Here is a 20761-nt window from a genome sequence, read left to right on the forward strand (position 1 = left end):
AGACTGGGGCATTCGGCTCGGGCGCCGAGGGTGCGTGCCGGGCGTCGCGACGCCGCGGGGCAACTCGATACAGACCCTAGGGTCTTGTCGGTCGGGCCCGGCCCGACCGACAAGACACCCCCTGGCGGCTCCGGCCGGTCAGCCCCACTGCTCCAGGCCGAGCTTGACCACCAGAGCGCCGACCACGGTCAGCAGCACCCCGCGGACGAAGCCGCTGCCCTTCTTGAGCGCCATCCGGGCGCCGATCATGCCGCCGGCCAGGTTGAACACCGCCATCAGCGCGGCCAGCTGCCACAGCACCATGCCCTGGTAGGCGAACATCGCGAGCGCCCCGGCGTTGGTGCAGCAGTTGACGATCTTGGCGGTGGCGGAGGCCGTGACCAGGTCGAGGTGGAGCAGGGCGGTGAGCGCGAGCACCAGGAAGGTGCCGGTGCCCGGCCCGATGAGGCCGTCGTAGAAGCCGATGCCGAGGCCGGCGAGGCCGATGGCGAGCAGTACCCGGGCGCGGCTGACGGGCGAGGCGGAGGGGGCGGTGCCGAAGCCGGGCCGGAACAGCACGAAGCCGGCGACGATCACGAGCACCACCATGATCATCGGCCGGAGGGCGTCCTTGCTGATGCCGCCGGCGAGTGCGGCGCCGCCCATCGATCCGGCGAGTGCGGCCAGGCCGATGCGGACGGCGAGCTTCACGTCCACGGGGGCCTTGCGGACGTAGGTCACCGCCGCGCCGGCCGTGCCGACGATGGCCACCGCCTTGTTGGTGCCGAGGACGGTGGCGGGATGCGCGTGGGGCAGGCCCAGCAGGAGTGCGGGCAGGAGCAGCAGGCCGCCGCCGCCCACCACCGCGTCGATCCAGCCCGCAGCCGCGGCGGCCACGCACAGCACGATGATCATGGTCGTTGATATGTCAGGCACGTACCGACCTTATGGAGCTGTCGGGTGCAGTGGCCATTCAATCCTCGGAAACTTGCGCAAAGGTTGAGCTTTGCCCGGCCGGGGCCCGGTCCGGGGCCACCGGAGCGGCCGGGTCCACGCCCGCCGTGAGCGCGCTGGCGGCCAGCACACTGGCCGCCCCCAGCCCCGCCGCGAGCCGCCCCGCCGGGGGTACACGGGCCAGTGCGGCCAGCGCGGTCCGCACCGGCGAGGGTCTGCGGGGCTTGCGGTGCCGGGCGGCGGGCCGCGCGGCCGCGGCTCCGACGGGCACCGACAGGGCGACGTGCAGCGGGTGACGCATGGGGCGGGAGCTCCTCGGGGACGCGTGAGCGGCGGGGGACGACGGGCGCCCGGGCGGCACGGACCGGCCGGGGACGGTGGGCGAGCGGAGGCCGCGGACGGCCGGGGACGACGGGCGAACGGGCGGCGCGGACCGGCCGGGGCACCGCCCCGCCCGCGCGTCTCAGAGACTGAAGGCCTCCGCATGGATCCGCCCGGCCGGCACCCCGGCCCGCAGCAGCGCGGCCCGCGTCGCCCCGGCCATCCCCGGCGGCCCGCACAGGTAGACGTCGTGCTCGGAAAGGTCGGGCACCAGCGCGGCCAGCGCCTGCGGGGCCAGCGGGTCGTAGGCGGCGCCCGAAGGCCCGAGCAGGTAGTGCAGCCCTGCCTGCCGCTCGGCGGCGATGGCCTCCAGCTCGGCGCGCAGCACCAGGTGCTCCTCGGCTCCGGCCCGGTAGAGCAGGGTGAGGTCCCCGGGACCGCCCGGCAGCGTCTCGAACAGTGCCCGCATCGGGGTGATCCCGACCCCGCCGGCGATCAGCAGCACCTTGGGCCGGGTCCGCCGGGCCGCGGTCAGCGCACCGAACGGCCCGGTGGCGAGGACCCGCGTACCGGGACGCAGCCGGCGGATACGGCGGGAGTGGCCGCCGAGCCCCTTCACAGTGATCCGCAGCGTGTCCCCGCGGACGGGCGCCGACAGGGAGAAGGGCAGGGCGGTCGGCCACAGCCCCCGCTGCAGGAACCGCCAGCGCAGGAACTGCCCCGGCTCGGCCCGCAGTTCCGCCAGGTGCTCGCCCCGGACGACGACGGAGACGACCCCGGGCCCCTCGAAGCGGACCTCCGCGACCCGCAGCGCGTGCCGCAGGGCCTGCCGTACGGGGACCACGGCGCGGTACCAGACCAGCAGCACGGCGACCACGGTGTGGGCGAGCGCCCAGAACCAGGCCGCGGCGGCGAGGTCGGGCCCGGCGAGCTGGTGCCCGAAGCCGAGGGCTGCGGCGAGGTATACGAGCAGGTGCACCCCGCGCCAGGTTTCGTACGACATCCGGCGGCGGACCGCCCGGGCAGAACTCACACCGACCGCGGCCAGGAGGACGGTCCCGGCCGCCGCAGCGGCTACGGCGGGGTAGCCGAGCAGCTCCCGTACGGCGCGGACCAGGTCGACCCCCGTGTGCACGGCGTATCCCAGCAGGGCGAAGAGCCCGTGGCCGAAGCAGAGGAGCAGGACATGGCGGCCGCCGAACGCGTGCCAGCGGGCGAGCCGGTCGGCGCCGACCCCGTGCTCGACCGCGGGCACCCGGGCCATCAGGAAGAGCAGCACCAGCACCCCGTAGCCGGCGAGCAGTCCGGTCAGGTGCGCGACGGTGGCGAACAGCGCGTCGGGCCGCGCCGAGGGACGGACCTGCACCGCCCAGAGCAGGACCACCACACCCGCCCCGCCCAGGATCCCGCCCCTGACCCGCACCGCCGCATCTCGCATGCGGATCACGCTAGAGGCCCCGGCAGCGGCCGTGGTGATCCTTAAGGCGGCCTTGAGGAAGGCCTCACCGACCCTTAAACCGGTCGCTGAGGTCGGCGTTCCGTCCGGGTAACAGAGGCGATGCGGCGGGGAAACAGCGGCCGCGCACCCTCATGGCATGACCTCGGAAAAGCGTGTGGTGGTGATCGGCGGCGGCCTCGCGGGCCTGCGGCTCGCGAACCGGCTGGGCCCGGCCGCGACGGTGACCGTCCTCGGCGAGGAGACCCACGTCCCGTACAACAGGGTCCTGCTCGCCGAGGTCCTGGCGGGCCGGTACGCGCCGGAGGTGACCGCCCTCCCGGCGCCGGGCCCGGCGCTTCGGCGCGGGGTCCGGGCGGTGCGCGTCGACCGCGCGGAGCAGGCCGTGCACTGCGACGACGGCACGGTGGCCCCCTACGACACCCTCGTACTGGCCACCGGATCGAACGCGGTGCTCCCGCCGCTGCGCGGGCTGTTCGAACCGGAAGGGCGGGAACTCCCCGACGGGGTCCACGCGTTCCGCACGATGGACGACTGCCTGGCACTCTCGGCGGCCGTACGCCCCGGGGTGCGGGCGGTGGTGATCGGCGGGGGCCTGCTGGGCGTCTCGGCCGCCCGGGCGCTCGCCGCGCGCGGAGCGGTGGTGGTCCTCGCCCAGCAGGGCGAGCGCCTGATGGAACGCCAGCTGGACGCGGACGCCTCCGCCCTGCTGGCGACGCACCTGACCGACCTCGGCGTGGAGATCCACACGGAGTGCCGGGTCCGTGGTGTGCACACGTCTGCGGTGCCGCTGCCGGGGCTCCGCCCCGGACCCCGCGCCAAGTCCGGCGGGGCCGCCATCGCCCAGCGGCGGGTCACCGGGGTCGAGCTCGCCGACAGATACCGGCTGGAAGCCGATGTCGTCGTGCTCGCCTGCGGCGTACGCCCCCGCACAGGCCTGGCGCAGGCCGCCGGCCTGGAGATCCGCAAGGGCATCCTCGTCGACGACGAGCTCCGCACCAGCGACCCCCGCATCCACGCCATCGGCGACTGCGCCGAGCACGCCGGCCAGGTCTACGGACTGGCCGGCGCGGCCCTGGAGCAGGCCGACGCCCTCGCCTCGGTCCTGACGGGCGGCTCCGCGCCCTACACCGGCACCCGCGCCCTCACCCGCCTCACCCTCGGCGGAGCCGGCGACGGCTCCCTCGACCTCGCCGCCTTCGGCGAGACCACCCCCCTCCCCGGCGACGACGTGGTCCGGCTCGCCGACGCCACCCGCCGGACCTACCGGAAGGTCGTCGTGCGCGGCGACCGCCTCGTCGGCGGCGTGCTGCTCGGCGAACTCTCCACCGTGGGCGCCCTCGCCCGCACCTGGGAGGGCGGGGAAGCACCGCACGACCTGTTCCACCTGCTCACCGACGACGGAGGCCACTGACATGACCGAGCCCTTGCCCACGATCGTGCTCATCGGGCACGGCATGGTCGGCCAGCGCTACCTCGAAGCGCTCGCCGAGCGCGGGGTCACCGCCACGCACCGGATCACCGTGCTCTGCGAAGAGCCCCGGCCCGCCTACGACCGCGTGCATCTGACCTCGTACTTCTCCGGCAGCACCCCCGAGGACCTGTCCATGGTGCCCGCCGGGTTCATGGACGAGCACGGCATCGCCCTCCACCTCGACGACCCGGCCGAACACATCGACCGGGCCGCCCGCACCGTCACCTCCCGCTCGGGGCAGGTGTTCCCGTACGACGTGCTGGTCCTGGCCACCGGCAGCTACCCCTTCGTGCCGCCCGTCCCCGGCAAGGACGCCCCCGGCTGCTTCGTCTACCGCACCATCGAGGACCTCCTCGCGATCGAGGAGTACGCGAAGGACAAGTCCACCGGAGCGGTCGTCGGCGGCGGACTCCTCGGCCTGGAGGCCGCCGGCGCCCTCCAGGGCCTCGGTCTCGCCACCCGTATCGTCGAATTCGCCCCGCGCCTGATGCCCGTCCAGGTCGACGAGGGCGGCGGCGCTGCCCTGCTGCGCACCATCGAGTCCATGGGCCTCACCGTCCACACCGGTGTCGGCACCCAGGAGGTCGTGACCGGCGAGGACGGCCGCGTCAGCGGAATGCGGCTCTCCGACGGCTCCACCGTCGACACCGACCTCGTCGTCTTCTCCGCCGGCGTCCGCCCCCGCGACCAGCTGGCCCGCGACGCAGGCCTGGACGTCGGCGAGCGCGGCGGCATCGCGGTCGACGCCCGCTGCCGCACCTCCGACCCGCACGTCTACGCCATCGGCGAGTGCGCCCTGGCCGTCGACGGCCGCGTCTACGGCCTGGTCGCCCCCGGCTACGAGATGGCCGAGACAGCGGCCGACGATCTGCTGGGCCACGAGAAGGAGTTCACCGGAGCCGACCTCTCCACCAAGCTGAAGCTGCTCGGCGTGGACGTGGCCTCCTTCGGCGACGCCCACGGCAACGCCCCCGACAGCCTGGACGTCGTCTGGTCCGACTCCCGCTCCGGCGTCTACAAGAAGCTGGTGGTCTCCCCCGACGGGGTCCTCCTCGGCGGGGTCCTGGTCGGTGACGCCGACTCCTACGGCCTGCTGCGCCCGCTCACCGGCAGCGTCCCGCCCGTCGCCCCCGAGCAGCTGGTCCTGCCCGCGGGCGTCGGCGCGCCCGTCGCGCTCGGGCCGTCCGCACTCCCGGACGACGCGGTGATCTGCTCCTGCCACAACGTCACGAAGAAGGCCATCACCGCCTGCGCCACCCTCCCCGAGGTCAAGAAGTGCACCAAGGCGGGCACCGGCTGCGGCAGCTGCATCAAGGTGATCGGGCAGCTGCTCCCGGCCGCCGCCGACAAGGGGCTGTGCGGCTGCTTCCCGTACACCCGCGCCGAGCTCTACGAGATCGTCCGCACCCGCCGGCTGACCTCCTACGAGCAGATCCTCGACGGCCACGGCCGCCCCGAGGCACGCGGCGGCGACGGCTGCGAGGTCTGCAAGCCGACCGTCGGCTCGATCATCGCCTCCCTCGCGGCGACGCTCGGCGCGAGCGGATACGTGCTGGACGGCGAGCAGGCCGCCCTCCAGGACACCAACGACCACTTCCTCGCGAACATGCAGCGCAACGGCTCCTACTCGGTCGTCCCGCGCATCCCCGGCGGTGAGATCACCCCCGACAAGCTGATCGTGATCGGCGAGGTGGCCCGCGACTTCGGCCTCTACACGAAGATCACCGGCGGTCAGCGGATCGACCTGTTCGGCGCGAGCGTCGACCAGCTCCCCCGGATCTGGGCGCGGCTCGTCGACGCCGGCTTCGAGTCCGGACATGCCTACGGGAAGGCGCTGCGGACGGTGAAGTCCTGCGTCGGGCAGACCTGGTGCCGCTACGGCGTGCAGGACAGCGTCCGGATGGCCATCGACCTGGAGCTGCGCTACCGGGGTCTGCGCGCCCCGCACAAGCTGAAGTCGGCGGTGTCGGGCTGCGCCCGCGAGTGCGCGGAGGCGCAGAGCAAGGACTTCGGGGTCATCGCGACGGCGAGCGGCTGGAACCTCTACGTCGGCGGCAACGGCGGTGCCACGCCGCGCCATGCCGACCTCCTCGCCCAGGACCTGTCGGACGCGGAACTGGTCCGGCTGATCGACCGGTTCCTGATGTTCTACATCCGCACCGCCGACCGGCTGGAGCGGACCTCCACCTGGCTGGAGCGGCTGGAAGGCGGCCTGGACCACCTGCGGGACGTGGTCGTGCACGACTCGCTGGGGCTGTGCGCGGAGCTGGAGTCCCTGATGGCCGACCACGTGGCCAACTACCGGGACGAGTGGGCCGAGACGCTCCAGGACCCGGAGCGGCTGCGCCGGTTCGTGTCCTTCGTGAACGCGCCCGGCGCTCCCGACCCGACCGTGAAGTTCGTCCCCGAGCGCGACCAGGTCAAGCCCGACCTGGCCGTCCTGACCATAGGAGGTGCCGTCCGATGACCGTGGAACTGCAAGTGGCGCAGGGCTGGCTGACGGTGTGCGAGCTGTCGGCGCTCATCCCCGGGCGCGGGGTCGCGGCGCTGCTGCCCGACGGCAGCCAGGCCGCGGTGTTCGTCGACCGCGCGGGGCGTGCGTACGCCATCGGCAACCAGGACCCCTTCACCGGGGCGCAGGTGCTCTCGCGCGGTCTGGTGGGGGCCACGGCGGGCCGCCCCTTCGTGGCCTCCCCGCTGCTCAAGCAGCGCTTCGACCTGGAGACGGGGCGCTGCCTGGACGACGAGGAGGTGGCGGTCCGCACCTACCCGGTGCGGACCGCCGCGACCTCCTGACCGGAGGGAGTGGTGGGCGTCGTGGGCCCGGTGGTCAGTCCTGCTTCTGGACGACGGCCGGGTCCATCCACATGATCTCCCAGGTGTGGCCGTCGAGGTCGTCGAAGGCACGGCCGTACATGACGCCGTGGTCCTGGGCCGGACGGGGCTCGGTGGCGCCGGCCGCGAGGGCCCCGTCCACCAGCTCGTCCACCGCGGTGCGGCTCTCGGCGCTCAGACACAGGAGCACCTCGGACGTCTTGGTGGCGTCCGCGATCTCCTTGTGGGTGAAGTCCTTGTAGCGGGCCTCGGTGAGGAGCATCGCGACGATGGTGTCGCTGATGACCATGGAGGCGCAGTTCTCGTCGGTGAACTGGGCGTTGAAGGAGTAGCCCAGCGTGCCCCAGAAGGCCTTACTGGCGTCCAGGTCCTTGACGGGCAGGTTGACGAAGATCATGGTCGCGGACATCGAGGTCCCTCTCTCTGCTGCTCGGCCGGTGCTTTCAAGAGGTAGACCGCTGGACCGCCGAGAACTCATCGCCGCTCGCGAAGTTTTTCTGAACTTTTCTTCCGGACCGACGAAACCGCAGGTCAGGGCGGTGAGCGCAGCTGCAGCGCCGCCAGCTCGGCAGACCGAGCCGGCCTGACAGGGTGTGAGCCGGGCCGGACACCGGGCGGGAGAACGCTAAACACCGGCCGCCGAGACAGGCCGGAACTGGCGGGTGCGGCCGGCCGGGCGGCCCGCTCCGCGGGCGCCGGGCCGCGGGGGTCTTCGCGGACGCGGCGGTGTGCGAACGCCGTCCGCCGGCCGCGGGAATCCGCCCCCTGCCGGTGCGGCCTGGTTCCCCAAGGCCCTCGGGAAAATGCCGCGGGCGCAATGCCACGGGCGCAATGCCGCGGGCGCAATGCCGCGGGCGCGTGGAAATCCCCGCCGCGGGATTGAACGCCGACCTGTCGCCCGGGCGTAATGAGGATGTGGCGCCACGTCAACTGGCGCCCCCTAGGTTCCTCGACGCGTGCGACCCCGCGTCCGACCGGCCGCGGGGCCTTCCTCCCCCAGGAGTGACCGTGGAACGTCGTACCTTCCTGCGCGGCGCAGTGATCGGTTCGTCGGCCGCCGCCTTCGGCGGCACGTTGATGCACGGGGCGGCCTACGCGGCTCCCGCCCAGCCCGGAGCCGGCCCCTACGGGGCACTCGGCGCCGCCGACGCCAACGGCATCATGCTCCCGAGCGGTTTCACCAGCCGGGTGATCGCCCGCTCGGGCCAGACCGTCAGCGGTACCTCGTACACCTGGCACAGCGCTCCCGACGGCGGTGCGTGTTTCGCCGACGGCTCGGGCTGGATCTACGTGTCCAACTCGGAGATCAACCCCTCCGGCGGCGCGAGCGCGGTGAAGTTCAACTCCTCCGGCACCGTCACCGGCGCCTACCGGATCCTCTCCGGCACCCGGCAGAACTGCGCGGGCGGCAAGACCCCGTGGAACACCTGGCTGTCCTGCGAGGAGGTCAGCCTCGGCTACGTCTACGAGACCGACCCGTACGGCGTGAACGCGGCCGTCCGCCGGTCCGCGATGGGCCGCTTCAAGCACGAGGCGGCCGCCGCCGACCCGGTGCGCCAGGTGATCTACATGACGGAGGACGAGTCGAGCGGCTGCTTCTACCGCTTCGTCCCCACCACCTGGGGCGACCTCTCCTCGGGCACCCTCCAGGTCCTCAAGGCCGGAACGGCCACCTCCGGCTCCTTCACCTGGCAGAACGTCCCGGACCCGAACGGCTCCCCCACGGCGACCCGCAGCCAGGTCTCCGGCTCCAAGAAGTTCAGCGGCGGCGAGGGCTGCCACTACGCCAACGACACCGTCTGGTTCACCACCAAGGGCGACAACCGGGTCTGGCAGCTCAACCTCACGAACAACACGTACGAGCTGGCCTACGACGACTCGCTCGTACCCGGCGGCGCGGCCCCGCTGACCGGCGTCGACAACGTCACCGGCTCCTCGTACGGCGACCTGTACGTCGCCGAGGACGGCGGCACCATGGAGATCTGCGTGATCACCCCGGACGACGTGGTGGCGCCCTTCCTGCGGATCACCGGGCAGTCCTCCTCCGAGATCACCGGCCCGGCCTTCTCGCCCGCCGGCGACCGCCTCTACTTCTCCAGCCAGCGGGGTACGAGCGGCAGCTCCTCCGGCGGCATCACCTACGAGGTGACGGGCCCGTTCCGGGTGTAGGCAGCGGCGCCGCGCCCGCACGGCCGGCCGCGCCCCGACGGGTCGGACCCGTCGGGGTGCGGCCCGTCACGACGCCACCGCCCCGCCCTTGAGCAGCGCGGCTCCCAGCGGGGTCACGGTGTGCAGGACCGCGTTGCCGCGGCGCAGCGTGGTGACCAGGCCCGCCTCGCGCATCACGCAGGCGTGCTGGCTCGCGGAGGCCAACGAGACACCGGCCCGGCGGGCCAGCTCGCTGGTGGTTGCGCCGTCCCCTATGGCCCGCAGCACGACCGAGCGGGTGTGCCCGACCAGCTTGCCCAGGGTGCGCTGGCGCTGGTCCGCCGCGGGCCGGGCCGCCTCGCCGCTCCCCGGCGCGGAGGCCAGTTGCGCGGCGGCCGGATAGACCAGCACCGGCGGCAGCTCCGGGTCGTGCAGGGTCACCGCGGTGCGCCGGCAGAAGAACGACGGCTGGAGGAGCAGCCCGCGCCCCCGCAGCCGGACGTCCCGGTCCACGGGGTAGTCGCATTCCAGTACCGGCGCCCGCCAGCGCAGCATGGGCGGCAGCGAGGCCAGCAGCTCGTCGGCGCCGCCGTCGAGCAACGCGCGGCCGCGTGCCGCCCGTTCGGCTTCTATCTGGGCCTGTATGTGGGTCCAGTACGGCTCCACGGCGGCCCGGTGGTAGGCGCGCAGCTCGCCCATCAGCCTCGGGAGCTGCTTGGTGCCGCCCTCCATGAAGTCCCGCAGCCGTGGCGTCGTGGGCGCTCCGGCGCCCAGCAGCTGGAGTTCGCGGCGCATGCGCTCGGGACGGATCCCGCGCAGCGCGTCGAGGCCCACGTCCCACCCGTACTGCCCCTCCACAGGGGTCAGGAAATCGGGGAAATAACCGCGACTCGGTATGAGCATACCGAGCGTGCGTATTTCACTATTCAACCTGCTCCGGGTTTCCGTACGCCATTCACCGAACAACCGGGCGTCGCGCCGGTCTCTTAGTCGGTGAAAGCTGAGAATCGTCTCCCACAACGCATCGGGACGCCCTGCCATCCGTACGCGTGCCAGGTCCACTCCAGTGAAATGGATACGCAGCACCGAACCCCCACCTGTGCAACCGCAATCCCCCCGCCCCATGAGTATGCACGCAGTCACACGTGGTCACCACGCCCTTTCGGCCACAGTTGAAACCCCTTTCGGCAGGGGCGTGACAACCGAAATCCTGTACTCCGCCGGGCACACTCCGGTGCGACCGAAACGCTCCGCGAAGGCCGTGGGGGGCTTTGCGGGGCCTGGCGGTCGGTCGCACCGGGAAGCGCCGACGTGCCCGGCAGAATGACAGCGGCGGTGGACGGGTGGGGATCCGTCCACCGCCTGCTGGCGTAAAGACTTGTTGAACAAAGAAATTGAGGCGCGCCCGCCCCCGGGCAGTCAGGGAACCCGGGGACAGGCGCGGTCTATGGGGCCCTTGGGGGCCCGGCGGGGTCAGCGGCTGTCGCTGCCCTTCGCCTCGGCGGCCGCACGGCCGGCCTCCAGGCGCGCCACCGGAATCCGGAAGGGCGAGCAGGAGACGTAGTCGAGGCCGACCTCGTGGAAGAAGTGGACGGACTCGGGGTCACCGCCGTGCTCGCCGCAGACGCCGAGCTTGAGGTCGGGACGGGTGGCCCGGCCCTGCTCGACCGCGTAGCGCACGAGGGAGCCGACGCCGTCCTTGTCGATGGTCTCGAAGGGCGAGACCCCGAAGATGCCCTTCTCCAGGTACGCGGTGAAGAAGCTGGCCTCGACGTCGTCGCGGGAGAAGCCCCACACCGTCTGGGTCAGGTCGTTCGTGCCGAAGGAGAAGAACTGCGCGGCCTCGGCGATCTGGGCGGCCGTCAGGGCGGCGCGCGGCAGCTCGATCATGGTGCCGATGGAGAGCTTGAGGGTGGTGCCGGTGGCGGCCTCGACCTCGGCGATGACCGCGTCGGCCTCCTCGCGGACGATCTCCAGCTCCTGGACGGTGCCCACGAGCGGGATCATGATCTCGACGCGGGGGTCGCCCTTGGCGTTCTTGCGCTCGGCCGCGGCCTCGGCGATGGCCCGGACCTGCATGGCGAACAGGCCGGGGATGACCAGGCCCAGGCGGACACCGCGCAGACCCAGCATCGGGTTCTGCTCGTGCAGCTTGTGGACGGCCTGGAGCAGGCGCAGGTCGTTCTCGTTGGCGTCCTTGCGGGACTCGGCGAGGGCGACGCGCACCGACAGCTCGGTGATGTCGGGCAGGAACTCGTGCAGCGGCGGGTCGAGCAGGCGGACGGTGACGGGCAGGCCGTCCATCGCCTCGAACAGCTCGATGAAGTCCTTCTTCTGCAGCGGCAGCAGGGCACTGAGTGCCTCGTCGCGCTCGCCGTCGGTGTCGGCGAGGATCAGGCGCTCGACCATCTCGCGGCGCTCACCGAGGAACATGTGCTCGGTGCGGCACAGGCCGATGCCCTGGGCGCCGAAGCGGCGGGCGCGCAGCGCGTCCTCGGCGTTGTCGGCGTTGGCGCGCACCCGCAGGCGGCGGACGCGGTCCGCGTAGGCCATGATCCGGTGCACGGCGGCGACGAGCTCGTCGGCGTCGTCGGCGCCGGCGTGCATGCGGCCCTCGAAGTACTCGACGACCGGGGACGGTACGACGGGTACCTCACCGAGGTAGACCTTGCCGGTGGAACCGTCGATGGAGACGACGTCGCCCTCTTCGATGACCGTGTCGCCGACCGTCATACGGCGGCGCTTGGTGTCGACGTCGAGCTCCTCGGCGCCGCAGACGCAGGTCTTGCCCATGCCGCGGGCGACGACGGCCGCGTGGGAGGTCTTGCCGCCGCGCGAGGTCAGGATGCCCTCGGAGGCGATCATGCCGTCCAGGTCGTCCGGGTTGGTCTCGCGGCGGATCAGGATGACCTTCTCGCCGGAGCGGGACCACTTGACGGCCGTGTAGGAGTCGAAGACGGCCTTGCCGACCGCCGCGCCCGGGGAGGCGGCGATGCCGCGGCCGAGCAGGGTGGCCTTGGCGCCCTCGTCGAAGCGCGGGAACATCAGCTGCGCCAGCTGGTGGCCGCTGACGCGCTGGAGGGCCTCGGCCTCGTCGATCAGGCCCTGGTCCACGAGCTGGGTGGCGATGCGGAAGGCGGCGCCGGCGGTGCGCTTGCCGACACGGGTCTGGAGCATCCACAGCTGGCCGCGCTCGATCGTGAACTCGATGTCGCAGAGATCCTTGTAGTGGGTCTCCAGCGTCGTCATGATCGTCATGAGCTGGTCGTACGACGCCTTGTCGATGGACTCCAGGTCCGCGAGCGGCACGGTGTTGCGGATACCCGCGACGACGTCCTCGCCCTGGGCGTTCTGGAGGTAGTCGCCGTAGACGCCCGCGTGGCCGCTGGCCGGGTCGCGGGTGAAGGCGACGCCGGTGCCGGAGTCGGGACCCAGGTTGCCGAAGACCATGGAGCAGACGTTGACCGCGGTGCCCAGGTCGCTGGGGATGCGCTCCTGGCGGCGGTAGAGCTTGGCGCGGTCGGTGTTCCACGAGTTGAAGACGGCCTCGACGGCGAGGTCCATCTGCTCGCGGGCGTCCTGCGGGAACTCGCGGCCGGCCTCCTTCGCCACGATCTTCTTGAAGACCTTGACGAGCTTCTTCAGGTCGGCGGCGTCGAGGTCGGTGTCGACGGTGACCTTCTTGGCGGCCTTCGCCTCGTCGAGGGCGTCCTCGAAGAGCTCGCCCTCGACGCCGAGGACGGTCTTGCCGAACATCTGGATCAGGCGGCGGTAGGAGTCCCACGCGAAGCGCTCGTCACCGGCCTGGGAGGCGAGGCCGGTGACCGACTCGTCGGAAAGGCCGATGTTCAGGACGGTGTCCATCATGCCGGGCATCGAGAACTTGGCGCCGGAACGCACGGAGACCAGCAGCGGGTCGTCCGACTGTCCGAGCTTCTTGCCCATCTTCGCCTCAAGGGCCGCAAGGTGGGCGCTGACCTCGTCACGCAGGGCGGCCGGGGCCGAGCCGCTCTCGAGGTAGACCTTGCAGGCCTCGGTGGTGATGGTGAAGCCGGGAGGGACCGGCAGACCCAGGTTGGTCATCTCGGCGAGGTTGGCGCCCTTGCCGCCGAGAAGGTCCTTGAGGTCGCGGTTGCCCTCGGTGAAGTCGTAGACGAACTTCTGATCTTTGTTTTCCGACACGGGTCTCGACTCCTCGAGGCTCGGTGGCTGCCCTGACGGCCAGGAACATACCCAGATCGAAGGCTTCTGGGTACGTCCACTTGGCCGTCATACGGACGTAACCACCCGTGCGCCAGCAGATCGAAAGTAACTCAAGGGTAACCAGAAGGGGCCCACAGCGTTCAGATCCCGAAGAAAGAGGGGGCGCTTGAGGCTTACTTACGCTCGGATGAGCGATCATCGATACATTTGCGTTCAAGTATTGAACACACAAAGGGTGGCACCCAGTGCCACCCTTTGAAAGTCTTACCCGTGACTTATCTGCTCATCTGAGCGAAACCTCTCCCATGCGTGGCGTATATCACGCGCCACGGAGGGCGATTTGTCAGCCTCCGGAGGTGTCCAGTTCGGCGTCCTCACTCACGCCCGCGCAGTCGTACGGATCCTTCAGCCAGCCGTCCGGCAGGACAACTCGGTTGTTTCCGGACGTCCGGCCGCGCGGACCGTCGGCACTCTCCGGCCATGCTTGATCCAAGTCGAGCTCGCTCAGATGAGCGTCCAGCTCGGCCAGCGAAGAGGTCACCGCGAGCTTCTTGCGCATCTCGGACCCGACCGAGAAGCCCTTCAGGTACCAGGCGACGTGCTTACGGAAGTCGATCACGCCGCGCGTCTCGTCGCCGATCCACTCCCCCAGCAGCTGGGCATGCCGGTGCATGGTCCGGGCGACCTCGCGCAGCGTGGGCCGGTGGAAGTCCTCCGGCCGCCCCTCGAAGGCCGCCACCAGGTCGTTGAACAGCCACGGCCGCCCCAGGCAGCCGCGCCCCACGACCACGCCGTCGCAGCCGGTCTCGCGGACCATGCGCAGCGCGTCCTCGGCGCACCAGATGTCGCCGTTGCCGAGGACCGGTATCTCCGGCACGTGCTCCTTCAGCCGCGCGATGGCGTCCCAGTCGGCGGTCCCGCCGTAGTGCTGCGCGGTGGTCCGTCCGTGCAGGGCGATGGCGGTGACACCCTCCTCGACGGCGATGCGGCCGGCGTCGAGGTAGGTGAGGTGGTCGTCGTCGATGCCCTTGCGCATCTTCATGGTCACCGGCAGGTCGCCGGCCCCCGCGACGGCCTCGCGCAGGATCGCGCGCAGCAGGTTGCGCTTGTACGGCAGCGCCGAGCCGCCGCCCTTGCGGGTGACCTTGGGGACGGGGCAGCCGAAGTTGAGGTCGATGTGGTCGGCGCGGCCCTCCTCGACGATCATGCGGACCGCCTTGCCGACCGTCACCGGGTCCACCCCGTACAGCTGAATCGACCGCGGCTTCTCGGTCTCGTCGAAGTGGATCAGCTGCATGGTCTTCTCGTTGCGCTCGACCAGGGCGCGGGTCGTGATCATCTCGCTCACGAACAGCCCCTTGCCGCCCGAGAACTCCCGGCAGAGGGTACGGAACGGGGCATTGGTGATGCCGGCCATGGGTGCGAGCACCACCGGGGGCTGCACGGTGTGCGGGCCGATCGCGAGAGGCGGGGGGAGCGTGGTCATCCGCCCATTGTCCCGCATGCCGAGGGGGTCGGGCGGACGTAGCATCGGCGCATGATCGAGCCGAGTCACCGGCAGCGCACGATCGTCCTGGCGATCTGCTGCATGAGCCTGCTCATCGTCAGCCTCGACAACACCGTGCTCAACGTCGCGCTCCCGTCGATGCGACGCGAGCTCGACGCCTCGATCGCGGGGCTGCAGTGGACCATCGACGCGTACACGCTCGTCCTTGCCTCACTGCTGATGCTCATGGGCTCCACGGCCGACCGGATCGGCCGCCGCAAGGTGTTCGTCGCCGGTCTGCTGGCCTTCAGCCTCGGCTCGCTGCTGTGCTCGCTCGCGCCGAGCCTCGGCTGGCTCATCGTCTTCCGGATGGTGCAGGCGGTCGGCGGCGCGATGCTCAACCCGGTGGCGATGTCGATCATCACCAACACCTTCACCGATCCGGCCGAGCGGGCCCGGGCCATCGGCGTGTGGGGCGCGGTCGGGGGCATCTCCATGGCCGCGGGCCCCCTGATCGGCGGGGTGCTGGTGGACTCCGTGGGCTGGCGCTCGATCTTCCTGATCAACCTGCCGATCGGCCTGGCGGCGCTCGTGCTGACCCTGCGCCACATCCCGGAGTCCCGGGCGGCCCGGCCCCGCCGCCCCGACCCGCTGGGTCAGGTGCTGGTCATCGCGCTGCTCGGCAGCCTGACGTACGGGATCATCGAGGCGCCCGCCCACGGCTGGCGCTCGCCGCTGATCATGGGGTGCGCGGTGGTGGCCGTCGCCTCGCTCGTGGGGCTGCTGGTGCACGAGCCCCGGCGCGCGGAGCCGCTGATCGACCTCCGGTTCTTCCGGAGCGCGCCGTTCAGCGGCTCGACGGTGATCGCGATCAGCGCCTTCGCCGGGCTGGCCGGCTTCCTCTTCCTGAACACGCTCTACCTCCAGGACGTACGGGGGCTCAGCGCCCTGCACGCGGGGCTCTACATGCTGCCGATGGCCGGTCTGACCGTGCTGTTCGCGCCGCTGGCGGGGCGGCTGGTGGGCAGCCGCGGGCCGCGGATCTGCCTGCTGATCGCGGGAGTGGCGATGGCGGCGAGCGGGCTGCTGTTCGCCCTGTTCGAGGCGGAGACGTCCAACCCGCTCCTCTTCACCGGGTACGTGCTCTTCGGGCTCGGCTTCGGCATGGTGAACGCGCCGATCACCAACACGGCGGTGTCCGGGATGCCGCGCGCCCAGGCAGGTGTCGCGGCCGCCATCGCCTCCACCAGCCGGCAGACGGGCGGCACGCTCGGCGTCGCGGTCATCGGGTCGGTCCTGGCGGCCGGGCTGGCCGGCGGCCAGGGCTTCTCCGGGGCGGCCCAGCCGGCCTGGTGGATCATCACGCTGTGCGGGCTGCTCGTCCTGGTCGTGGGCGCGGCCACGAGCGGCAGCTGGGCCCGCGGAACGGCGGAACGCACGGCTCGCACCCTGGAGGAGTCCGCCGGTCCCCCCGCGGCCGTGGGATCCCCGCGCGCCTGAGACCCCTCGCGGCCACGCGCTCGTCGGTCCGCCCTGCACGGCCATGAACGACCGGTGGCCCGGCGCACACTGTGTGCGCCGGGCCACCGGTCGTTCGTGCGGCGTCCGTCAGCAGCCGAGCAGGCGGCTGCCGAGGTAGGCCTGGATCTGGTCCAGGGAGACGCGCTCCTGCTTCATGGTGTCGCGCTCGCGCACGGTCACCGCGTTGTCGTCCAGGGTGTCGAAGTCGACGGTGACGCAGAACGGCGTACCGATCTCGTCCTGGCGGCGGTAGCGGCGGCCGATGGCGCCCGCGTCGTCGAACTCGATGTTCCAGTTCTTGCGCAGGTCGGCGGCCAGGCCCTTGGCCTTCGGCGACAGCTGCGCGTTGCGGGACAGCGGCAGGACGGCGACCTTGATGGGAGCCAGGCGCGGGTCGAGGCGCATCACGGTGCGCTTCTCCATGACGCCCTTGGCGTTGGGGGCCTCGTCCTCGTTGTACGCGTCGAGCATGAAGGCGAGCATGGCGCGGTTGACACCGGCCGCCGGCTCGATGACGAACGGGGTGTAGCGCTCACCGGCCTCCTGGTCGAAGAAGGTGAGGTCCTGGCCGGAGGCCGCGGAGTGCGCCTTGAGGTCGTAGTCGGTGCGGTTGGCGACGCCCTCAAGCTCGGAGAACTCGCTGCCACCGAAGTTGAAGCGGTACTCGATGTCGGCGGTGCGCTTCGAGTAGTGGGAGAGCTTCTCCTTCGGGTGCTCGTACCAGCGGATGTTCTCCTCGCGGATGCCGAGGTCGCGGTACCAGTTCCACCGCTCCTGCATCCAGTACTCCTGCCACTGCTCGTCCTCGCCCGGCTTGACGAAGAACTCCATCTCCATCTGCTCGAACTCGCGGGTGCGGAAGATGAAGTTGCCCGGCGTGATCTCGTTGCGGAAGGACTTGCCCATCTGCGCGATGCCGAAGGGCGGCTTCTTGCGCGAGGTGACCTGGACCTGGGCGAACTGCGTGAAGATGCCCTGGGCGGTCTCGGGGCGCAGGTACGCCTTGGAGCCGGTGTCCTGGGTCGGGCCGAGGTGGGTCTCCAGCATGCCGGAGAACTGCTTGGGCTCGGTGAACTGGCCCTTCACACCGCAGTTGGGGCAGTTGACGTCGGCCAGGCCGTTCGCGGGGAGGCGGCCGTGCTTGGCCTCGTACGCCTCTTCGAGGTGGTCGGCGCGGTGGCGCTTGTGGCAGGAGGTGCACTCGGTCAGCGGGTCCGAGAAAGTGGCGACGTGGCCGGAGGCAACCCAGACCTCGGGGGCCAGGATCACGGACGAGTCGAGACCGACGACGTCCTCACGCCCGGTGACCATCGCCTTCCACCACTGGCGCTTGATGTTCTCCTTGAGCTCGACACCGAGCGGGCCGTAGTCCCAGGCAGCCCTGGAGCCGCCGTAGATCTCACTGCACGGGAAAACGAAGCCACGGCGCTTGCTCAGGCTGACGATGGTTTCGATCTTGTCGGCGGCCACGGTGCTCTCTTCATTACGAGGACGAACGGCGAAGTCTCTAGATTACCGGCGCCCGCACCCCCCCTTTCAAATCGGTTCCCCTTCAACGCCCGCCCACCCGGCCCTCCCACCTGGGTTTTTGACAATCGTTTCCATCTTTGATGAAAATGGATGTCATGAACGTACGACGCCTCATACCCACCGCCGCCCTCGCCGGCGCCGTCGCCCTCGGCGCCACGGCCCTGACCTCCTGCTCCGGAGCGGGTGCCGTCGCCGGCAAGGACGGCAAGCTCGGCGTCACGGCGTCGTTCTACCCCCTGCAGTTCGTCGCCGAGCAGATCGGCAAGGAGCACGTGAAGGTCGACGGGCTGACCAAGCCGGGCGTCGAACCGCACGACCTGGAGATCACTCCCCAGCAGACCGCGCAGCTCGGCGAGGCCGATGTGGTCCTCTACCTCAAGACCCTGCAGCCGGCCGTCGACAAGGCCGTCGCCCAGTCCGGCGTGAAGAACATCGTCGACGCCGCCACCCTCACCGAACTGGAGGCCCGGGGCGAGGAGCCGGGCCACGGCGAGGAGGGCCACGCCCACCAGGAGGGCGACGAGCACGCCGGTGAGGGCGCCGGGGAGCGCGAGGAGGGCCACGACCACGGCGAGAGCGGCACCGACCCCCACGTCTGGCTCGACCCCGTCAAGTACGCGGAGATCGCCAAGGGCGTCGGCGCGGCCCTGGAGAAGGCCGACCCCGGCCACGCGGCGGACTACAAGAAGAACACCGACGAACTGGTCGGCAAGCTGGCCGCGTTGGACACCGAGTTCAAGGACGGCCTGAAGGACACGGCCTCCCGGACCTTCATCACCACCCACTCCGCCTTCGGCCACCTCGCCGAGCGCTACGGCCTCGACCAGGAGGGCATCTCCGGCGTCGACCCCGAGTCCGAGCCGAGCCCGGCCCGGATGAAGGACCTCCAGGCGGTCGCGAAGAAGGACAATGTCACCACGGTGTTCTTCGAGACGCTGGCCAGCGACAAGACGGCCAGGACCCTCGCCACGGACACCGGCCTGAAGACCGACGTCCTCGACCCCCTCGAGGGCATCACCGACAAGTCCCAGGGCGCCGACTACTTCGAGGTCATGCGGTCCAACCTCAAGAACCTCCAGAAGGCACTCGGAGCCAAGTGATGACAGCAGCAACGGAGGCGCGAGCCATGCAGTCCCCGCCCCGACCGGCCGACGACCGGCCCGTCATATCCCTGCGCGGGGCCAAGGCCTCGCTCGGCTCGCGCCCCGTGCTGCGCGGAATCGACCTCACCGTCCAGCGCGGTGAGGTCGTAGCCCTGCTCGGAGCCAACGGCTCCGGCAAGTCCACGGCCGTCCGCGCCGTGGTCGGCCAGGTCCCGCTGTCCGACGGCTCCCTCAGCCTCTTCGGCACCGACTTCAAGCGCTTCCGCGACTGGTCGCGCATCGGGTACGTCCCCCAGCGCACCACCGCCGCCGGCGGCGTCCCGGCCACCGTCCGCGAGGTCGTCTCCTCCGGCCGGCTCGCCCGCTCCCGCTTCGGGCTCCTGCGCAAGGCCGACAAGGAGGCCATAGAGCAGGCCCTGGCCCTGGTCGGCATGGACGCGCACGCCGACGTCTCCGTGGACGCCCTCTCCGGCGGCCAGCACCAGCGCGTCCTCATTGCCCGGGCGCTCGCCGTCGAACCCGATCTGCTGATCATGGACGAGCCGATGGCGGGCGTGGACCTCGCCAACCAGGAGGTCCTGGCGAGCGCCCTGCGCGCACAGGTCGCCGCCGGCTCCACCGTCCTGCTCGTCCTGCACGAGCTGGGCCCGCTGGAGCCCCTGATCGACCGCGCCGTCGTGCTGCGCGACGGCTGCGTCGTCCACGACGGCCCGCCGCCGGAGGCCGTGGGCCAGCACGCCCTGCCCGGCCACGACCACGTACACCCCCACGCGGCGCACGACGCCGAGCCCCTGCGGACGGGACTGCTGAGCTGATGGACATCCTCGACTACGCCTTCATGCAGCGAGCGCTGATCGCGGCCGCCCTGGTCGGCATCACGGCCCCCGCCATCGGCACGTACCTCGTCCAGCGCCGACAGGCGCTCATGGGCGACGGCCTCGGCCACGTCGCCATGACCGGTGTCGCCCTCGGCTTCGTGCTCCAGACCAGCCCGGTCTGGATGGCGACCCTCGTCGCCGTCGTCGGCGCCGTCGGCATGGAGCTGATCCGGGCCCGCGGCAGGACCAGCGGCGACGTCGCCCTCGCCATGCTCTTCTACGGCGGCCTCGCCGGCGGCGTGATGATCATCAACCTCGGCGGCGGCCAGACGGCCAGCCTCCTGGGCTCCATGTTCGGCTCGATCACCACGGTCGCCACCGAGGACGTGACCGCGATGGCGCTGCTGGCCGCGTTCGTCCTCGCCGTCGCGATCGGTCTGCGCCGGCAGCTCTTCGCCGTGTGCCAGGACGAGGAGTTCGCCCGGGTCACCGGGCTGCCCGTACGCGCCCTGAACCTGCTGATCGCGGTCACGGCCGCGGTCACCGTCACCGTCGCCATGCGCATCGTCGGCCTGCTGCTGGTCAGCGCGATGCTGGTGATCCCGGTCGCCGCCGCCCAGCGGCTCACCCGCAGCTTCGCCACCACGCTGGGCCTGGCCATGGCCATCAGCGTGACCGTCTCCCTGACCGGCACGGCGGCCACCTACTACATCAACGTGCCCTCGGGCGCGACGATCGTGCTGCTCGCGATCGGCGTCTTCATGGCGCTGACCGCCCTCTCCGCCCCCCTGGCCCGCCGCCGGGCCAAAGCCGCCCTGGCCGTCGAAGAGGTCTGCACGCGCGACGATGTGAAGGTCTAGTGGGGTGCCCGGCGGACGGTGATCCGCCGGACTCCTTCTGCAGGGCTGGCACAATGGCCGCAGGCCTACACGA

At 71.3% G+C, this 20761-nt stretch carries 16 protein-coding genes; 8 read left to right on the forward strand and 8 right to left on the reverse strand.

All coding sequences use genetic code 11. From position 1 onward, the window contains the following. Window positions 1-138 precede the first annotated feature (138 nt). The 3 genes from ACFWFZ_RS12520 to ACFWFZ_RS12530 form a co-directional block, all read right to left on the reverse strand. Complete coding sequence (locus ACFWFZ_RS12520) at window positions 139-915, reverse strand: sulfite exporter TauE/SafE family protein (RefSeq protein ID WP_387120694.1); 777 nt, start codon at window positions 913-915, stop codon at window positions 139-141. Between the two features lie 37 nt (window positions 916-952). Further along, window positions 953-1234 (reverse strand): hypothetical protein, encoded by a 282-nt coding sequence (locus ACFWFZ_RS12525; protein WP_387120697.1) that lies wholly within the window; start codon window positions 1232-1234, stop codon window positions 953-955. Window positions 1235-1396: 162 nt separating this feature from the next. Continuing rightward, window positions 1397-2692 carry a ferric reductase-like transmembrane domain-containing protein gene (locus ACFWFZ_RS12530; protein WP_387120700.1) on the reverse strand — a complete coding sequence of 432 codons (1296 nt, stop codon included), beginning with the start codon at window positions 2690-2692 and terminating at the stop codon, window positions 1397-1399. Between the two features lie 157 nt (window positions 2693-2849). On the opposite strand from ACFWFZ_RS12530, the gene ACFWFZ_RS12535 reads away from it, so the two are divergent. The 3 genes from ACFWFZ_RS12535 to nirD are packed head-to-tail and all read left to right on the forward strand — an operon-like array spanning window position 2850 to window position 6980. Next, on the forward strand, window positions 2850-4124 hold the full coding sequence (locus ACFWFZ_RS12535) for an NAD(P)/FAD-dependent oxidoreductase (RefSeq protein ID WP_387120703.1): 1275 nt from the start codon (window positions 2850-2852) through the stop codon (window positions 4122-4124). Window position 4125: 1 nt separating this feature from the next. Continuing rightward, window positions 4126-6651 carry a nitrite reductase large subunit NirB gene (nirB, locus tag ACFWFZ_RS12540; protein ID WP_387120706.1) on the forward strand — a complete coding sequence of 842 codons (2526 nt, stop codon included), beginning with the start codon at window positions 4126-4128 and terminating at the stop codon, window positions 6649-6651. Continuing rightward, window positions 6648-6980 carry a nitrite reductase small subunit NirD gene (gene nirD, locus ACFWFZ_RS12545; protein ID WP_030026854.1) on the forward strand — a complete coding sequence of 111 codons (333 nt, stop codon included), beginning with the start codon at window positions 6648-6650 and terminating at the stop codon, window positions 6978-6980. The genes nirB and nirD overlap by 4 nt, the downstream gene beginning before the upstream one ends. Before the next feature lie 34 nt (window positions 6981-7014). Here the strand turns inward: nirD and ACFWFZ_RS12550 are convergent, their stop codons facing one another. Then, window positions 7015-7428: a VOC family protein gene (locus tag ACFWFZ_RS12550; RefSeq protein ID WP_387120709.1), complete on the reverse strand. Its 414-nt coding sequence runs from the start codon at window positions 7426-7428 to the stop codon at window positions 7015-7017. A gap of 599 nt (window positions 7429-8027) precedes the next feature. On the opposite strand from ACFWFZ_RS12550, the gene ACFWFZ_RS12555 reads away from it, so the two are divergent. Continuing rightward, window positions 8028-9188 (forward strand): alkaline phosphatase PhoX, encoded by a 1161-nt coding sequence (locus ACFWFZ_RS12555; protein WP_387120712.1) that lies wholly within the window; start codon window positions 8028-8030, stop codon window positions 9186-9188. 66 nt (window positions 9189-9254) lie between these two features. On the opposite strand, the gene ACFWFZ_RS12560 is transcribed toward ACFWFZ_RS12555, so the two are convergent. The 3 genes from ACFWFZ_RS12560 to dusB form a co-directional block, all read right to left on the reverse strand. After that, window positions 9255-10253: a helix-turn-helix domain-containing protein gene (locus ACFWFZ_RS12560; RefSeq protein ID WP_387120715.1), complete on the reverse strand. Its 999-nt coding sequence runs from the start codon at window positions 10251-10253 to the stop codon at window positions 9255-9257. A 387-nt stretch (window positions 10254-10640) separates the two neighbouring features. Further along, window positions 10641-13349, reverse strand: a complete 2709-nt coding sequence (gene ppdK / locus ACFWFZ_RS12565; RefSeq protein WP_387120718.1) for a pyruvate, phosphate dikinase — start codon at window positions 13347-13349, stop codon at window positions 10641-10643. 364 nt (window positions 13350-13713) lie between these two features. Next, complete coding sequence (dusB, locus tag ACFWFZ_RS12570) at window positions 13714-14874, reverse strand: tRNA dihydrouridine synthase DusB (protein ID WP_387121314.1); 1161 nt, start codon at window positions 14872-14874, stop codon at window positions 13714-13716. A gap of 33 nt (window positions 14875-14907) precedes the next feature. Here dusB and ACFWFZ_RS12575 point away from each other — a divergent pair, with 33 nt between their 5' ends. Next, a complete protein-coding gene (locus tag ACFWFZ_RS12575; protein WP_387120721.1) occupies window positions 14908-16356 on the forward strand; it encodes an MFS transporter in 1449 nt (482 codons plus the stop codon). A 108-nt stretch (window positions 16357-16464) separates the two neighbouring features. Here the strand turns inward: ACFWFZ_RS12575 and ACFWFZ_RS12580 are convergent, their stop codons facing one another. Further along, entirely contained in the window at window positions 16465-17847 is a 1383-nt protein-coding gene (locus ACFWFZ_RS12580; protein WP_387120724.1) for a glycine--tRNA ligase, read from the reverse strand. A gap of 155 nt (window positions 17848-18002) precedes the next feature. Between ACFWFZ_RS12580 and ACFWFZ_RS12585 the strand changes: the two genes are divergently transcribed. Genes ACFWFZ_RS12585 through ACFWFZ_RS12595 form a run of 3 tightly spaced genes read left to right on the forward strand, consistent with a single transcriptional unit; the run spans window position 18003 to window position 20688 of the window. Further along, window positions 18003-19007 (forward strand): metal ABC transporter substrate-binding protein, encoded by a 1005-nt coding sequence (locus tag ACFWFZ_RS12585; protein ID WP_387120727.1) that lies wholly within the window; start codon window positions 18003-18005, stop codon window positions 19005-19007. Further along, complete coding sequence (locus tag ACFWFZ_RS12590; protein WP_387120730.1) at window positions 19007-19825, forward strand: metal ABC transporter ATP-binding protein; 819 nt, start codon at window positions 19007-19009, stop codon at window positions 19823-19825. The genes ACFWFZ_RS12585 and ACFWFZ_RS12590 overlap by 1 nt, the downstream gene beginning before the upstream one ends. Continuing rightward, window positions 19825-20688: a metal ABC transporter permease gene (locus tag ACFWFZ_RS12595; RefSeq protein ID WP_387120733.1), complete on the forward strand. Its 864-nt coding sequence runs from the start codon at window positions 19825-19827 to the stop codon at window positions 20686-20688. The genes ACFWFZ_RS12590 and ACFWFZ_RS12595 overlap by 1 nt, the downstream gene beginning before the upstream one ends. Window positions 20689-20761: the final 73 nt, after the last annotated feature.

This window comes from Streptomyces sp. NPDC060232, from assembly GCF_042726555.1.
GTDB lineage: Bacteria > Actinomycetota > Actinomycetes > Streptomycetales > Streptomycetaceae > Streptomyces.